Source organism: Pseudoxanthobacter soli DSM 19599, from assembly GCF_900148505.1.
GTDB lineage: Bacteria > Pseudomonadota > Alphaproteobacteria > Rhizobiales > Segnochrobactraceae > Pseudoxanthobacter > Pseudoxanthobacter soli.
Genome location: NZ_FRXO01000004.1, coordinates 233,867 through 249,633, shown reverse-complemented (window position 1 = coordinate 249,633; position 15,767 = coordinate 233,867). Strand labels below are relative to the sequence as shown.

Here is a 15,767-nt window from a genome sequence, read left to right as displayed (position 1 = left end):
GCACGGCGGGAACAGGGAAGGGAGGACGCCGACGGCCGCATCCCGGCGCGGCCGAACGCCGCCCGGACACGGGACTGAACGACGGCAGCCGGATTGACGGATCGGCGGGAAGGCACGGCTGGAGGACGGGCACGACAGCACGACCGCCATGCGGCACGACGCTCCTGTCAGGGACTGGAACCGGCCTCGCCTTGGGAAGCGCTCGGCCGGCAGAACGGACTTATATCGGTATCGTGCAGCCGTGGGGAGGGGAGTGAAGCCGGTGCGCACGCGGCCTGTGGTTTGGCTACGAGGGCGCGGTCACGGCCGGAGCGGCTGCGGAGCGGACGACGGCGGCAGCGCCGGGCCGCCTTCGGCCGATGTCATCGCGCCGACCACGAAGGCAAGGTTGGAAGCGGCGATGAGGGCAGCAGCATGGGCGTCGGCCTGGGCCTGCCGCGCATCGATGAGGTCGCTATCGGCCGCCGTCGCAGCGGTGACGGTGCCGACGCCGTTCCGGTAGGCTTCGAGCGCGGCGTCGTAGGTGATGGAAGCCGCCGAGACGAGTGCACTCGCCGCCTTGTAGGATTGAAGCGCCGTGCGCAACGTGTTGCTGGCGCCGACGATTTCGGTGACGGCCAGGGTCTGCGTGCGCCGAAAGTCGCTTTCCGCAGCGGCCGCGCGCGATTTCGCCTGCTTGAGCTGGGCGGCGCGAAGCCCGGCGTCGTAGAGCGGCACCGTCGCACCCACCAGAACGCCCATGCCGGTCGCCTGCTGGCCGATGGTGGGCAGACCCGTGGCGTTGAAGTTCCCCTGGGCTGACGCAACGGCGCCGGCGACGAACACCTTGGGTAGGAACTCCGCCTCCGCAGCCTTGATGCCGGCCTTGCCGGCCTTCACCGCCGAGTAGCTTGCCGCCACGTCCGGTCGCCGGGAAAGCGCGAGCTGGATCATGGAATCGAGCGGCAGGTTGACCGCGTCTGGCAGGCGTCGCTTCTCGGCGGTCGCGATCTTCAGGGGCAGCGTGGCAGTGATCCCCATGGCCGCGATCAGCGCCTGGTAGGCGTCGCGCTCCTCCCCCTCGGCGAGGACGCGGCGCAATTCCGCCTGCGCGACGGCCTGGCGTGCCTGTGCCACCTCGACCGTCGTCGCAAGCCCGCGTGACATCCGGTCCTCCGCAGCGGCGCGGATCGCGATGCTGTTGCCGAGCGCCTGTCGCGCGATACGCGAGCGCGTCACGGCTGCGCCGTAGCTGTAATAGGTGCGGGAGACATCGAAGATCAGCTTCTGGTGCTCGCCGTTGAACAGCACGTTGGCGGCGATAGCGCCCTGCTTGGCGGCATCCGCGACCGCCGCGCGCTGACCGAAATCGAACACCAGCCACTGCAGCGCGATCGACGGGGAAACGCCGCTGGACGTCGTGTTGAAATAACGTTGCGTTCCGACCGGCAGCGGCAGGGGGGTCTGCGTCTGCTGCTGCCCGCCGATGACATTGGCGGTGATCAGCGGCAGATAGGTCGCCTCCACCATGCCGACGGCCAATGCCGCTTGCCGTGCCCTTTCCCAGGCCGCGCGGGTATCTGGATTGTTGCGCTGGGCGATATCGATCAGTTCCGGCAGCGTGTAGGTCCGAGCGAGATCGATATCCGGCGTCGGGGGCATCTCCGCGAGCGCCGGATTGGTCGGAATGCCGAAGTCCGGCGCGCCGTTCGCTGTCTTCGGCACGGCCGTCGCCGGACGGGATTGCGCGCTCCAGAGCCCCTGCTCGTTGCCGTTTGGCGCCCATGGCTTGTCGGGGCCGGATGACGTCATGTTCGCGGCGTTGGATGCGCAAGCGGCAAGCGCCAGCGTGAGGCCTCCGGAGGCGAGAAGGGCGTGAAGGCGCGGCCGCATCAGCCCGCCACCGCTATCGCGAGCCGGTTGATCCTGTGAGTGATCGAATCCGTCTCGCTTGCGCTGATGTCGGATCGGGCACCGCGGCCGTCCAGCCAGTTTGAAATTTCGGCGAGGCGCGTCGCCGCTGCCGGCAAAGCGTCGCGGGACAGAAAGATCGCGGCGGCGAGCGCAGTGACTTCATCGCCGGCATTGCGCAGCCGCGCCTGCACGTGCTGAGCAGGGCGGATCGCGTGCGGTTCGAATGGGATGAGATCGAGCAGTTCCCCGGCCTTGCCGGCTTCGCATCGCACCAGCGCCGCCTCGGGGATCGCACCGGAGCGCCGCTCCGGCGCAAGGGCCGCGAGCCGCGCCAAGCCGTCGATCGCCGCTTTCAGGTGCTCGCGCACGGCGCTTTCGACCGAGACCGGCCAGATGTGCGTGAAGATCAGGTAGACCACCACATTGCCGAGCAGGATGCCGACGATGCGGTCCCACGCGGTGTCGAGACTCGTCGTGGGGCCGAAGCCCTGGACAACGGTCAGCAGGAAGGCGAGCGCGATCTGGACACCGCCATATGCGATGCGTTCCGGACCGGTCGAGACCCAGGCCCCGACCAGCACGCCGACGAAGATGAGCGCCATCAGGCCGGCGATGGACTCAAGCTGCGGCATGACGAACAGGATCGATGCTATCCCGAGCACGGCGCCGATGAGGCAGCCGAGGATGCGCAGGCCGAGCTTGTGCACGGTCTCGCCGGTGGTGCCGAGCGCGGCCACGTAGCAGGTGATCATCGCGGTGTGGATGCCCTGCCAGTCGAGGCCGGTATAGATCAGGTAGCAGATCACGGCCGCCGCCGTCGTCTTGAGGGCGAAGCGCTGATAGTCGGGGTTGGTCAGGGCGTCCGGCGCAAAGAACGGCTGCTTCGGCGAGGCGACCACATCTCCCTCCGGCGTGCCGGCAATGACGGCGAGCGCGGCGAAGGCATCCCGCTCCGCATCGCTGTCCGCATCTCCCGCAACGGAGGGTCGTGGCGGCATCTGCCCTGCGTCGAGCGCAGCGAGGGTGACATCGATGGCCGAGGAAAGCGCCGCGCGCCGGCTGGGATCGCACGTTTCCGGCAACGCCGAGACCGCGAGCATCAGGCGATAGGAAGCCCGCACGTCGCGGGCGATCTGTCCCGCCGCGTCTCGGGCGACGAGGTTCAGAGCCTTCACCGCGGCCGCCTCTTTCGCCGGAGCGGCGTTGCCGGCCCTGAGCAGTTCATCGAGCCGTTCGTCCGCGCCCGGCGTGCCGGACGCGGCAGCCGAGGCTGCGGCGAGCCGCTGGCGCAGTGTCCCCCGCAGGAGCCGCACCGGCGACAGCCCGAGCGCGAGATTGAACACCACCATCGCCGCCATCGGCATCATCGCCATGTAGGCGGCATAGCGCAGGCCGAACGTGACCGCATCGGCGACCGGGGCCATCGAGACGAGGGTCAGCAGGAACGCGATCACCAGCGCGATGACGCCGCCGATCTCGCCGAGCTGGCTCGCCGCGCCGATGAACAGAAAGACGAACGACACGAGGGCGATGGAGAGCATCCGCAGCAGCGGTGAATCCACCGTCGCATTGATCAGCGGCACCAGACCCGCGACGACGAGCGCCACCAGCACGATGAGCCCGATGGCAGTGGCGATGTTCTGCACCGCATCGGGCTTCATCAGGAAGATGATGAGATAGCAGCTGATCGCGGCTTCCGGTGTCTGGTAAAGCATCGCCGTCGCCGAGACGATGGCGCACAGCAGCGCGATCCGCCATGTCAGCGCCGCGCGCCCGGGAAACGGCGCGAGGTCCTCTCGGATCTGAGCGAGAAGCGACGGTTGCGCCGGCGCCGTCATCAGCAGCGCTCGCCGTGATGGACGATCGCCACCGCCGACGCTCCCATGCGCATGAGGCTCTCGGGCGGGTCCTGAAGGCGGATGCGGACCGGAAAACGCTGGGCGATCCGCACCCAGTTGAGCGATTTCGGTACATAAGGCAGGCCGCGCGGCAGGTTCAGGAGATCTTCCGAGACCACGCCCCAGCCGATGCCCTCCACGCGCCCGGAAATCGGGACCGAGCGGTCAGCAAGCGCGTAGACGCGCGCGCAATCTCCGACGGCGATCGCCGGCAGCTCCGTCTCGCGGAACGATGCGCTGGCGAACCACGCATCCGTGTCGATCAGCGTGAAGACCGACTGGCCGGGCGCGACGATCTCGCCAGTGGCGACGGCGAGGCCGACCACGCGGCCGTCGTGGGGCGCCCGGATCTCGGTGTTGGCAAGGCCTCGCTCGGCGATGGCGAGCGCAGCGCGGCGGGAGGCCACCAACGCCTCGGATGCGTCGAGCGTGCTGACGAGGCTGGCGGCCGCCTCGGCCTGCTTGATCGCCTGGGAGAGACTGGTGCGGGCGTCGTCGCGCGCTGTACGGGCGTCGTCGACCTGCTGGGCGGTCACATAGCCTTTCGGAAGCAACGGCAGGAGGCGGGCGAGCGTCTGCTCTGCGAGTGCGAGATTGGTGCGGGCGCGGATGACCTGCTGGTCGGCGACGACGGCGTTCGACTGCTCGGCGCTGATGGTGCGCTTCTGGCTGTCGCGGGCCGCTTCCGCGATCATCAGATCCGCCCGAGCCTGTTCCACGGCGAGCCGGTAGGGCACCGGGTCGATGGCAAACAGGAGATCGCCCTTCGCGACCTTCTGGTTCTCGGTGACCTCGAGGGTGACGATGCGGCCCGGCACGGTCGAGGCGATGTTGACGATGTTCGCTGTGATGACCGCGTCCTCGGACAGCGGGTTGTTCTCCGCGCGCTTCAGATAGACCCCTCCGGCGGCGACGGCGCCGGCGATGATGAGCCCCGCCAGCACGTAGCCGACCGGATTGTGGCGACGGGAATAGGCGGAGGGAGCCATAGTCAGCGCCCGTAAATCGTGAGCGCGGCGAGGAAGCCGATGGCGGCGGCGAGCGACGTGTAGACGAGGAGACGCGCGGGCAGCATGTCGTCCAGCCCGAGAGGGATGAAGATGGCGCGCACCAGGACCGCGCCGACCACGCCGAGGGCGAGGCAGATCAGCCACGACGGGAAATAGGCCCCGAAAAGAGGAAGCGCCGGACTCGACTGCAGGCTGCATCCGGCGAGGACCAACGCGGCAGGGGCAACGAGGGCGAACGGCGCGAAAAGGGAGAACGGCTGGGCGAAGACTGCGCGCGGCACACCAAAGGCCGGAAACAACCGTCGCGAACCTCGCCGCCTCATTCCCCGTATCCCGCCCCGCGTATCTCGTTCCGAGTGCAACAGTTACCAGCGCACGCCCTGCAATCCAACCCTTGGACACTCGCAGCGCCTTTGGCTGGCACCTGCATTCACGGCGCCGCCGTCTCGCTTTCGCGCATGGTGAGCCATGCGCCGATGAAGAAGCACGACGCGCCGAGAAACAACTGTGCGTTGCCCATGATTCCCGTCCAGGCCGGATCCGGGCCGCTCGGAACGTAGGTGACGATGGCCGCGATCATGAAGGCGACGCAGCCCACAAGATTCACGAACACGATCTGCCAGGCGAGGTCCCGCGGCTTCCACCGCCAGTAGGCCCCGGCGGTCTCGATGAAGGCGAGATAGGCCGACACCAGGAAGAGAATGGAGCCGACCATGTCGGGCAGCCAGATCGCCACGTCCTGCACATACCAGCGGGTGGGCGCCAGGATGCCGTCGAAGGTGTTCACGTTGAAGGCAATCGTGCCGACGAACTGGGTGAAGGTACTGAGCCAGCCCGCGCTGCGCGGGTGCCAGCCGATGAAGGAGATGCTGCGTCCGGCCTCTGGAGCGCCGGGCGACAGCGTGAACTCGCTCGCGTTGGCGGCCTGGAAATGCTGCAGATAGGCTGCCGTCGTGAACGGAATCGAGCCGAGGAAGAACACGACGTTGATCAGGCCGGCAGCGATGCCTAACGAGGGCGGCAGCAGGCTCAGCGCGCTTCCGAGCATGAACAGGAACGAGCCCGCCGCGAAGATCGCGCCGACATACCAGTTGTAGCGCCGGGACTGCCAGAACGGCGTCGGCGCGTTTTCCAGCGCCCGCGCGCGCCGCATCAGGCCCTTGCGGTGCTGCCGCGCACGCCAGAACACCCGGCGGCGCCCGAGGCGATAGCTGCGGAAGGTCACGAACGGCCACGGTCCGGCGACGTGAACCCCGGTCGTATCGCGATGCCTGAAAAGCGAGATCATGCCATCGGTCCGGCGCCGCGCGGCCTCAGGCCGCGGCTGACCCGGCGAGGAGGGAACTCGCGTCCGGTGCGGCGCCGGAGAGGCGCTTCAGCGGAACGATCTTCGGCTGTTTCAGGGACGACAGTCCACCCAGATCGAAGCGGGTGAAGTTCAGGCTTCCGTAGTCGCGGATGAAGAACAGCTTGCGGTCGAGGTCGGAAAGGCTCGTCCACGTGGTGAACTCTGTGGCGTAGGCGGCGCCCTTCTCCGGCTCCAGCCCGGCGACCTCGAGGTGGCCGCCGCCACCGCTCTCGGGATAGTCGATGCTCACGCCGCGCGGCCGGTCGAAATTGTTGAGGATGTGCGCCAGCGTCCCCACCGCAGCCTCGGGAGTGGCTGCCTTCTCCGCATAATGCGCATAGAAGGCCGCACGCACGAAGCGGCCGACGGAGGTGTTGGACGCCGGCAGGCCGGCAGTGGCGATGCCGGAATCGGGCTGCACGGCCCTGTAGCGGCCGAAGCTGGCCGATGGCGTGTCGACATTGGTGAGGAAGGTGTAGTTGTTGAGATTGGTCAGATGCCAGGGGAATTCGGGACCGTTGGTCATCACCCCGACCGGGTTGTCGTAGACCGACATCTTGCCGCGATTGAATTCGATGACGAGAGCGGCGCCGGAAGCGTCATGGACGACATAGTGGAACGGCGACACCACACCACCGAGAATGGCGAGGGGCTGCAGCACCACCGGCTGCGACGCGAGCGCCGCCTTGACCTCCGTCACGGTGGCGAACTGGCCCAGCACCCAATTGCCGAGATCGGATGCGGACAGCACGGCCTGCGTCATCGCAACGGCCTGCTGGGGCCCCGATGCCACAGGATAGGACAGCAGGCTGAAGGTCAGACCCTGATCGTTCAGGCCTTCGAGCACCTTGAAATCATGAACGGCAAGCGGCGCGCCGGGCGTCGGAATGCGCGCCGGCATGGTGACGCCGAGGACGCCGTGCCGCGCCTCGAACTGCAGCGGGAGGTGACCCTCGACCTCGGAGCGGACGGGAAAGCCGGCCGGGAAATAGGCGATCTGATAGGGAAGGTCGACTGTCAGCTCCAGCGTCCGACCGAAATAGATCCTGCCCGCCGCATCGCTGTAACTCAGCGAAGTACACATGTCCGCCTCGATCCGTCTGTCCGGCCTCGTTCGTCCGGCCGACCGCGCCGGAGCCGATCGCATTTGCCGCGACTGCCCTACGGCGTGCCGACCGTCGGTTCATGCTGCCACGATTTGATGGCCGCTTCATACCCGGCCCGGTTCTGATGCCATGATGGCGGCGCGCTTTCCAGATTTCGACGAGACGCGCGCGCAAGCGTGATCGCGCGGCCGGCCAAAAGGCCGCCAGATCGCACCTCGATAAAGGTCGCCCCCCTGTTCCCGGCGGTCAACACCCTCTACACACGGCCTTATCCATGTTCGCGAAGGGGAGCCAAGTGACCTCAACTCCATCCGACGCCGATCTGCGTGACGCCTTGCTGGACGACGTCTATTCGTCGCGCGATCTCCTGAAAGCCCTGCCGAAGGCGGGCTTTCCGCCCCGGCAGCGCGATCCCCGGCACGTCTTCGCCGCCGTGCGCGACGAGCTGATGCTCGACGGAAATTCCCGCCAGAACCTCGCGACCTTCTGCCAGACCTGGGTCGACGAGGAGGTGCAGGACCTCATGTCCCTGTCGATCGACAAGAACATGATCGACAAGGACGAATATCCCCAGACCGCCGAGATCGAGGCGCGCTGTGTGCGGATGCTCGCCAATCTCTGGAATGCGCCCGATCCGGTGACGACGCTCGGCTGTTCCACTGTCGGCTCTTCCGAGGCAGCAATGCTCGGCGGCCTCGCGCTCAAATGGCAATGGCGCAAGCGGCGCGCTGCGGCCGGTCTCTCCGCCGACAAGCCGAACCTGATCTGCGGCCCGGTTCAGATCTGCTGGCACAAGTTCGCGCGCTATTTCGACGTCGAACTGCGCGAGATCCCGCTAGAGGGCGACCGGCTGATCATGTCCCCCGAGGAGGTTCTCAAGCGCGTCGACGAGAACACGATCGGCGTGGTGCCGACGCTGGGCGTGACATTCACCTGCCAGTACGAGCCGGTGAAGGCGGTCAGCGACGCGCTCGACGAGTTGCAGAAGACGACCGGGCTCGACATTCCGATTCATGTCGACGGGGCCAGCGGTGGCTTCCTCGCGCCGTTCTGCGCGCCGGATCTCGTCTGGGATTTCCAACTGCCGCGCGTGAAGTCGATCAACACCTCCGGCCACAAGTTCGGCCTTGCCCCGCTCGGCGTGGGCTGGGTGATCTGGCGGGAAGCTGCCGACCTTCCCGAGGAACTGATCTTCGACGTCAACTATCTCGGCGGCGACATGCCGACCTTCGCGCTCAATTTTTCCCGTCCAGGCGGGCAGGTGATCGCGCAGTACTACAACTTCGTCCGGCTCGGGCGCGAGGGCTACACCCGCATCCACAATGCCTGTTACGAGACGGCGCAATATCTCGCGCAGGAAATCGCGGCCATCGGCCCGTTCGAGATCCTGTTCGACGGCGATGCGGCAAGCGGCATCCCGGCGCTGTGCTGGAAGCTGAAGGACGATGTCGGCATCGGCGGCTATACGCTCTACGACCTCGCCGACCGCCTGCGCAGCCGCGGCTGGCAGGTGCCGGCCTATTCGATGCCGGCCGACCGGACGGACCTCGTCATCCAGCGCATTCTCGTGCGCCACGGCGTCAGCTTCGATCTGGCCAGCCTGCTGATCGACGACATTCGCCGCGCGGTGAGCTTCTTCGAGAAGCACCCAGTGACCCGGCCGATGTCGGAGGACGAGGCCGGCAGCTTCAATCACAACTGAGCCGGGCGGCTCCACCCACACCCGGCGCACATCGTTCCGACGCTCCGAAACGCCCTGCCGCACATTTGTGCGGCAGGGCTAAAATTATGGCTCGACTCAAATGTCATGACGTTCGTATGTTATGCCCATGAGCTGGGATCAGAACGAACTCACTTCGGGCCCGCTGCCGCTGTGGTGGCAGATCGCCGACCGGTTACGGAAGGCGATCGAGGCCGGCGATTTCAAGCCGGGCGAGGCGTTGCCCTCGGAGTCGCGGCTGAACGAGGTGTTCGGCGTCAGCCGCACTACCGCGCGCGCCGCGCTCGACAGGCTGGAGCAGGAGGGGCTCATCGTCCGGCGCTCCGGCAAGGGTTCGCTGGTGCTGGCGCCGCAGGTGGAACAGCCGCTGACCCGGCTTTCGGGCTTCGCCGAGGACATGCGCCAGCGCGGCCTCACCGCGTCATACCGCACGCTCACCGCCGGCTTTGAGCGCGCAAGTGCCGAGGCCGCAGAAGCGCTCGGCATCGCGCCCGAGACGGATGCCTTCCGCATCTATCGCCTCCTGATCGCCGATGGCAGGCCGATGGCGGCGTGCCTCTCGTGGATCCCCGCGCAGCGTCTCGGCAACCGCACACCAACGACCGGCGAGCTCGATTCCGGATCGCTTTATGCCTGGCTCGAGACCCATTGCGGCGCCCGCATCGTCGCCGGCTCCGAGATGATCGAAGCGGCGATCGCGGATCCGGCCGTGGCGGATGTGCTCGATATTCCCGCCGGTTCGGCGACGCTCGTCGCGCGTCGCCGCGGCGTCGACGGTTCCGGCGAGCCGGTCGAATATGCCGTCGTCCGCTTCCGGGCGGATCGCTACCGCTTTCGTGTCGATCTGGTGCGAGAATGAGCGGCCGGGCGCTTTTCGTCGGGGATGTCAGCCTCGACCTGACCATGGTCGTCGAGCATCTGCCGGCACCGGACGAGAAGGTGCATGTGCACGCGGCCGTCGAGGCGCCGGGCGGTGTGGTGGCAAATGCCGCAGTCGCGTGCGCTCTTGCTGGTGCGCCGGTCTCGGCCTGGCTGCGGCTCGGCAACGATGCTGCCGCCGAGATGGTCCGGGCTTCGCTGGCGGCCGCCGGCATCGCGCTCGACGCCGAGACGGCGGCGGGCAGCACCTGCCGCGTCGTGGTCATTCTGGAGCCGCACGGCGAAAAGCGGCTTCTGCTCGATCCCGGGGTCACGATGTATCCCTCGGTCGAGTGGGTGCGTGCCCGAAGTCTCGACGGCATCGGTTGGGTCCACACCGCCGTCTACGGCGCTGCCGCCCGCGATCTCGCGGCACTCTGCCGGACCGCCGGCGTTCCATTCTCGCTCGATCTGGAACCGGCGACCTTCGCCGACGGGTTCGACGCGATCGCCGACATCGCGGCCGGCGCCGAAACAGTGTTCTGCAACGAGCGCGCCGTGGGCCTGCTCGGTCCCGAAGGCATCGACAGGCTGTTCGCGGGCGGGGTGCGTACGGTCGTCCGCACCCTCGGACCCGCCGGAGCCGAATTTCGCACGCCCAAGGGCGGCTTCATCGTGCCTGCGCCGTCGGGCATTCGCATCGTGGACACCACCGGTGGGGGCGATTGCCTCGCCGGCTGGTTCATCGCCGGCCGGTTGGCCGGAAAGGCCGGGGCGGAAGCGCTCGAACCCGCGGTCACCGCGGCGACGCTGAGCTGCGGGCGCCTCGGCGCCCAGGCGTCCTACCCCACGGTCGCTGAAGTCGCGAAATTCCGGGCGGCCTGACAGCCGCCCGATCACGCTGGCGCCACGCGCGCCTAACCTCCCGGCGATCCGTCGTCCGGGCATGGCTGGTCTTTGCCTTTCAAACACTCCCCCGGCATCGCGCGCGAGTGTCGATCGGGGCCGATGCTCGAGGGCGGGCCGATTCAGGATCGAGACGACACCGAGTAACCCATGACAGCACCCAAAGTCTTGCCGACCAAGCCGGACACGCTCGCAGACCTTTTCCCGGTGAAGAAGCCGGTGATCGGCGTGATCCATCTGAAGGCGCTGCCCGGCGCCCCGCGCTATCGCGGCGAGCCCGTGCGCGACGTCTATGCCGCTGCGGCGGCGGACGCGCGCGTTCTAGCAGCAGGCGGTGTCGACGGCATCATCGTCGAGAACGCCAGCGACATGCCGTTTTCGCGGCCCGAGCACATTGGTCCGGAAACGGTGGCCGCGCTGACGGCCGCCTGCCTGGAAGTGCGGGCGGCGGTGGAGACGCCGATCGGCATCACCTGCGTCGCCAACGGCGTGATCCCTGCGCTCGCCATCGCCAAGGCGGTTGGCGCGCGATGGGTGCGCGCCAACCAGTGGGTCAACGCCTACGTCGCCAACGAGGGCATCATGAACGGTCCCGCGCCGGAGGCGATGCGCTACCGCTCGCGGATCGGCGCGCACGATGTCGCGATCTTCGCCGACGTGCACGTGAAATTCGGCGCCCACGCGATCACGTCGGATCGCTCCATCACCGAGCAGGCGACGGATGCCGAATGGTTCGATGCCGACGTGCTGATCGCCACCGGCACCCGCACCGGCTCGCCCACCGAGCCCCGCGAGGTCGAGGAGGTGCGCGCCGGTACCAACCTGCCGGTGATCGTGGGATCGGGCCTCGCGCCGGAACAGGTGCCGGACCTGTTCGCCGTGGCCGATGGCGCCATCATCGGCCAGTGGCTGAAGGTAGATGGTCGCTGGTGGAACCCGGTCGATCCGGCACGCGTCGAGAGGCTGATGAATGCCGTGGCTCGCGTGCGGGGGGCATCATGACGCTTCTGACCGGGGAAACGGACGTCTTCTCCGCCGACGCCGCCGCGGACGGCCGGGCGGTGGTACTGTTCCTGTCGAAGCGCCAGGGCGACGAGGAAGGCGTCTATGGCGCGGCAGAGGCAGCGGCCGTTACGGCGGTGCTGCAGGAACTCGCAGCCGAAGGGTGGCGCCTCTCGGTGCGCGCCATGTTCGATGCGGAGGTCGCCGAACCGGCGGCGTTCGAAACCGGCTTCGCCCATGGAGTCGACATCGTCGGTGCGTTTGAGGCACCGAGCCTTTCGGCGGCTCTGGCCGGAACCGTGCGGCTTGAGCGGGCCGGCTGGGCGCGTCGCTTCACGACCGAATGGCTGATCGGCCCGCGCGAGTTCGCCACCGTGGCCGGCCGTGGCGGCGAGGTCGACCGGCCGTGGGGCTTCATCGCGCTCTGGGAATGGAACGACGCCTGGACAGCGGCATCCCCGGAGGCCCGCCGGGAATACGACCTCGAATGCGACGTGGCGTTCAACGGCGATCTCGACCTCAACATCAACATCGCCGGCCGCCACCGGCTCGACTGGGCCCACGGATGGCATCACCTCGGCATCTGGGAGGCTGCCTCCCTGGAAGCCGTCGACCGCGCGATGCAGGGCCACGAGCACGCCGCCGATTTCATGTTCACCACGTCGCGCCACTTCATCGGCCGACGGCGCCCCCTCGCAGACCTGATCGCCGCGGCCTGAGGATTGATCCCATGAGTGACTATATCTGGATCCACTATTCCCGCCCGCGTCCGCATTGGTACCGGCTTTCGCAGGCCGACCGCGACGAGCGACAGTCGAAATGGGCGGTCATCGCCGATGCGTCGCGGTCCGCGGGCGGCACTCCCGTCGGCCGCTACCACATCCGCGGCCAACATGACTTCGAGACGGTGGAGATCTGGCGCTTCCCGAGCGCCGAAGCCGTGTTCGACCACTGGTCACGGCTGACGGCGGCCTCCTACAACGAATGGTTCGCGTTCTCCAACAATATCGGCCTCGACATGGTCGGGGACGGCGCGTGATGGTCGCGCCGCTGCTCGAAGCCAGGGGCATCCGCCGCCGGTTCGGCCATGTCCATGCGCTGGACGGCGCGGATTTCACCGTGTTCCCCGGCGAGATCTGCGCTCTGATCGGCGATAACGGCGCCGGCAAGTCGACGCTGGTGAAGATCCTGTCGGGTGCCGAGAAGCCGGACGGCGGCGAGATCCTCGTCGAAGGCAGGCCGGTCGCACTCGATTCCCCCCTGGCCGCACAGCGGCACGGCATCGCCACCGTCTACCAGGACCTGGCGCTCGCGCCCGAACTGACGCCCGCCGACAACCTCTTTCTCGGTCGCGAGACGCTGCGGCCCGGCATTCTCGGGGCGCTCGGCTTTCTCGACCGCGCGGCGATGCGCAGGCGCGCCGGCGAGCAGTTCGCGCGGCTCGGCGTGCGGCTTCGCTCTGCGAAGGTGCCGGTCTCCACACTGTCCGGCGGGCAGCGCCAGTCCGTCGCCATCGCACGCGCCGCGATGTGGGCAGATCGCGTGATCTTCATGGATGAACCGACGGCGGCCCTCGGCGTGGTGCAGACGGCGCGCGTGCTCGATCTCATCCGGCAGGTGCGCGACCAGGGCATCTCAGTCGTGCTCATCAGCCACAATATGCCCCAGGTGATCGATGTCGCCGACCGCATCCAGGTGATGCGCCTCGGCCGTCGCGTAGCCGATATGCCCGCCCGCGATGCCACCGTTGCCAGCCTCGTAGCCGCCATGACGAGCGGCGCCGCCGGCGAGGGGGCGGCCGGCACCGTCGCAGACAACGAGGAGACCGCGTGATGGCCCGCCCGTTGCCGGAGAGCACCGAGACGCTCGACACGGAATCCCAGCGTGAGATCTGGCATCGCCTGCTCGGCGGCGGCTGGGTGCTGGTGCTCCTAATCGCGCTCATCGCGATCTTCGCTGTACTGAAGCCGGTGCAGTTCGCGTCGAGCTACAACCTTTCCATGCTCGCGGTGAATGCGGCGATCCTGCTGGTGCTTTCCGTCGGCCAGACCTTCGTCATCGTCGCCGCGGGGATCGATCTTTCGGTCGGCGCGGTACTGGTGTTTTCCTCGGTGGTGTCCGCGCAGGCCATGCTTGCGATGTCCGGCGCCTCGGGAACGACCTACGGCACCACGGATGCCGGATGGGGCGTGATCGCCGCGGGAACCCTGATTGCGCTCGTTTCCGGCGCCGGATGGGGCGCGATCAACGGCTGCCTCGTCGCGCTCGCCCGGATCCCGGCGCTGATCGTCACCCTCGGCACCCTCGGCATGGCGCTCGGCTTTGCCCAGATCCTGACGGGCGGTGTCGACGTGCGCGCGCTGCCGGAGCGGCTGGTCGCCGAGATCGGCAGCGGCACCGTCGCCGGCATCCCGACCCTGGTCGCCATCGCCATCGCGGTCACCGTGCTCGCCGCCATCGTGCTGCACATGACGCGGTTCGGCCTTCACGTCTTCGCGGTCGGTTCGAACGCCGAGGCGGCGCGGCGCTCGGGCATCAACGTCAAAGGGCGGGTGATCGCGATCTATACGCTGTCGGGCACCCTGGCAGGGCTCGCCGCCGTGATGTCGAACGCGCGCTTCGCCACCACCACCATCGGCGGCCATGCGATGGACAATCTCTCCACGATTTCGGCGGTCGTGCTCGGCGGCACGAGCCTGTTCGGCGGGCTCGGCTCCATCGGCGGCACGGTGATCGGCGTCTTCATCCCGATCGTGCTGCTCAACGGCTTCGTCATCCTCGGCATTCCGCCGTTCTGGCAGACGGTCGCCATGGGCGCCGTACTGATCCTGGCGGTCTGGATCGACCAGCTCAAACGCCGCGCGAGAGAACGCGGCTGAGACAAACCCCTTCCCCGCAACCGAAACCTTCCCAGAGGAAAGAACACCGATGCTCAAGACCCTGCTTCTCGCCGGCAGCGCGCTCGCGTTCGCGCTCCCGACCGTCGTCGCATCCCAGGGCGCGCTCGCGGACGACGGCAAGTCCGTCGCCCTCGTGGTCGGCGTCAAGGGCAGCCCGTTCTATCAGGCCCTCCAGTGCGGTGCCGAGGCCAAGGCCAAGGAACTCGGCCTCACTCTCACCGTCTCCGCGCCCGACCAGTTCGCCGCCGACAGCCAGATTCCGGTCGTGAACGCCGTCGCCGCCACCAAGCCGGCGGTCGCGGTGATCGTTCCGACGGACACCCAGGCGCTGGTGGCGCCGATGAAGCAGATGGCGGGCATGGGCACGAAGATCGTGACCGTCGACCAGACCGTCAACGACACCTCGTTCGTCGAGACGCAGATCCTCACCGACAACGAGGCCGGCGGCAAGCTGGCGGCGGACGCGATGAACGAACTGCTCGGCGGCAAGGGCAAGGTGCTCGTCATCACCCAGCCTCCCGGCTCGGCGGCGCAGGACGCCCGCACGACCGGCTTCGAGGAAGAGCTGAAGAAATATCCGGGCATCGAGTATCTCGGCGCCCAGTATCAGAGCGACGATCCGCAGAAGGCGGCCGAGATCGTCACCTCCACTCTGTCGGCCCACCCCGACCTCGCCGGCGTGTTCTCCACCAACGACCAGGGCGCGATCGGCGCCATCACCGGGCTTCGCCAGGCCGGCGCGTCCGGCAAGGTGAAGGTCGTGGCCTATGATGCCGCCTCCGCCGAGGTGAGCGCGCTCAAGAACGGCACGATCCAGGCCCTGATCGCCCAGAACCCGAAGCAGGAAGGCGAGATGGCCATAGAGGTCGCCGACGCGCTGATGAAGGGCAAGACCCTCGACAAGGTGACGTTGACCGAGATCGTCACCATCAAGGCCGGCGACCATGCGACGGCCGACAAGTACGAATACAAGGCCGATTGCATGTAACAGCGGCCCGTCCGACACCCTCGCAACGGTTATCGTCCCGCGTTCCCTGGCGCGAGGATGGGGGCACCATGGCGGCCTTGCGGCCCGCCGTGGTGCCGGCCGTTTTACCCCTCCGCCAAGCTGGGCTACTCTTCCGCC

15 protein-coding genes are annotated in these 15,767 nt (G+C 67.9%); 9 read left to right on the top strand and 6 right to left on the bottom strand.

The window, feature by feature from the left end; genetic code table 11:
• Positions 1 to 300: 300 nt before the first annotated feature.
• The 6 genes from BUF17_RS11360 to BUF17_RS11335 all read right to left on the bottom strand — a co-directional run bounded on the left by BUF17_RS11360 (position 301) and on the right by BUF17_RS11335 (position 7,233).
• A complete protein-coding gene (locus tag BUF17_RS11360; protein WP_084564505.1) occupies positions 301 to 1,872 on the bottom strand; it encodes a TolC family protein in 1,572 nt (523 codons plus the stop codon).
• Positions 1,872 to 3,731, bottom strand: coding sequence for an FUSC family protein (locus tag BUF17_RS11355; protein WP_073628692.1), 1,860 nt, complete (start codon positions 3,729 to 3,731; stop codon positions 1,872 to 1,874). Before BUF17_RS11355 ends, BUF17_RS11360 begins: the two co-directional genes overlap by 1 nt.
• Complete coding sequence (gene mdtN / locus BUF17_RS11350; RefSeq protein WP_073628691.1) at positions 3,731 to 4,780, bottom strand: multidrug transporter subunit MdtN; 1,050 nt, start codon at positions 4,778 to 4,780, stop codon at positions 3,731 to 3,733. Before mdtN ends, BUF17_RS11355 begins: the two co-directional genes overlap by 1 nt.
• A 2-nt stretch (positions 4,781 to 4,782) precedes the next feature.
• Positions 4,783 to 5,082: a YtcA family lipoprotein gene (locus BUF17_RS11345; protein ID WP_244530855.1), complete on the bottom strand. Its 300-nt coding sequence runs from the start codon at positions 5,080 to 5,082 to the stop codon at positions 4,783 to 4,785.
• A gap of 149 nt (positions 5,083 to 5,231) precedes the next feature.
• Positions 5,232 to 6,089 carry a hypothetical protein gene (locus BUF17_RS11340; RefSeq protein ID WP_073628690.1) on the bottom strand — a complete coding sequence of 286 codons (858 nt, stop codon included), beginning with the start codon at positions 6,087 to 6,089 and terminating at the stop codon, positions 5,232 to 5,234.
• 25 nt (positions 6,090 to 6,114) lie between these two features.
• Complete coding sequence (locus BUF17_RS11335) at positions 6,115 to 7,233, bottom strand: linear amide C-N hydrolase (protein WP_073628689.1); 1,119 nt, start codon at positions 7,231 to 7,233, stop codon at positions 6,115 to 6,117.
• A gap of 296 nt (positions 7,234 to 7,529) precedes the next feature.
• Here BUF17_RS11335 and gad point away from each other — a divergent pair, with 296 nt between their 5' ends.
• From gad to BUF17_RS11290, 9 genes are all read left to right on the top strand, one after another.
• Entirely contained in the window at positions 7,530 to 8,957 is a 1,428-nt protein-coding gene (gene gad / locus BUF17_RS11330; RefSeq protein ID WP_084564501.1) for a glutamate decarboxylase, read from the top strand.
• A gap of 127 nt (positions 8,958 to 9,084) precedes the next feature.
• Complete coding sequence (locus BUF17_RS11325) at positions 9,085 to 9,834, top strand: GntR family transcriptional regulator (RefSeq protein ID WP_073629244.1); 750 nt, start codon at positions 9,085 to 9,087, stop codon at positions 9,832 to 9,834.
• The gene (locus tag BUF17_RS11320; RefSeq protein ID WP_073628688.1) at positions 9,831 to 10,718 is read left to right on the top strand and encodes a carbohydrate kinase family protein; all 888 of its coding nucleotides are present in this window, start codon (positions 9,831 to 9,833) and stop codon (positions 10,716 to 10,718) included. The genes BUF17_RS11325 and BUF17_RS11320 overlap by 4 nt, the downstream gene beginning before the upstream one ends.
• Before the next feature lie 171 nt (positions 10,719 to 10,889).
• Positions 10,890 to 11,741: a BtpA/SgcQ family protein gene (locus BUF17_RS11315; protein WP_073628687.1), complete on the top strand. Its 852-nt coding sequence runs from the start codon at positions 10,890 to 10,892 to the stop codon at positions 11,739 to 11,741.
• Positions 11,738 to 12,460, top strand: coding sequence for a hypothetical protein (locus tag BUF17_RS11310; RefSeq protein ID WP_073628686.1), 723 nt, complete (start codon positions 11,738 to 11,740; stop codon positions 12,458 to 12,460). The genes BUF17_RS11315 and BUF17_RS11310 overlap by 4 nt, the downstream gene beginning before the upstream one ends.
• An 11-nt stretch (positions 12,461 to 12,471) precedes the next feature.
• Positions 12,472 to 12,780, top strand: a complete 309-nt coding sequence (locus tag BUF17_RS11305; RefSeq protein WP_073628685.1) for a hypothetical protein — start codon at positions 12,472 to 12,474, stop codon at positions 12,778 to 12,780.
• Positions 12,780 to 13,574 (top strand): ATP-binding cassette domain-containing protein, encoded by a 795-nt coding sequence (locus BUF17_RS11300; protein ID WP_073628684.1) that lies wholly within the window; start codon positions 12,780 to 12,782, stop codon positions 13,572 to 13,574. Before BUF17_RS11305 ends, BUF17_RS11300 begins: the two co-directional genes overlap by 1 nt.
• Positions 13,574 to 14,620, top strand: coding sequence for an ABC transporter permease (locus BUF17_RS11295; RefSeq protein WP_073628683.1), 1,047 nt, complete (start codon positions 13,574 to 13,576; stop codon positions 14,618 to 14,620). The genes BUF17_RS11300 and BUF17_RS11295 overlap by 1 nt, the downstream gene beginning before the upstream one ends.
• A 49-nt stretch (positions 14,621 to 14,669) precedes the next feature.
• A complete protein-coding gene (locus BUF17_RS11290; protein ID WP_073628682.1) occupies positions 14,670 to 15,629 on the top strand; it encodes an ABC transporter substrate-binding protein in 960 nt (319 codons plus the stop codon).
• Positions 15,630 to 15,767: the final 138 nt, after the last annotated feature.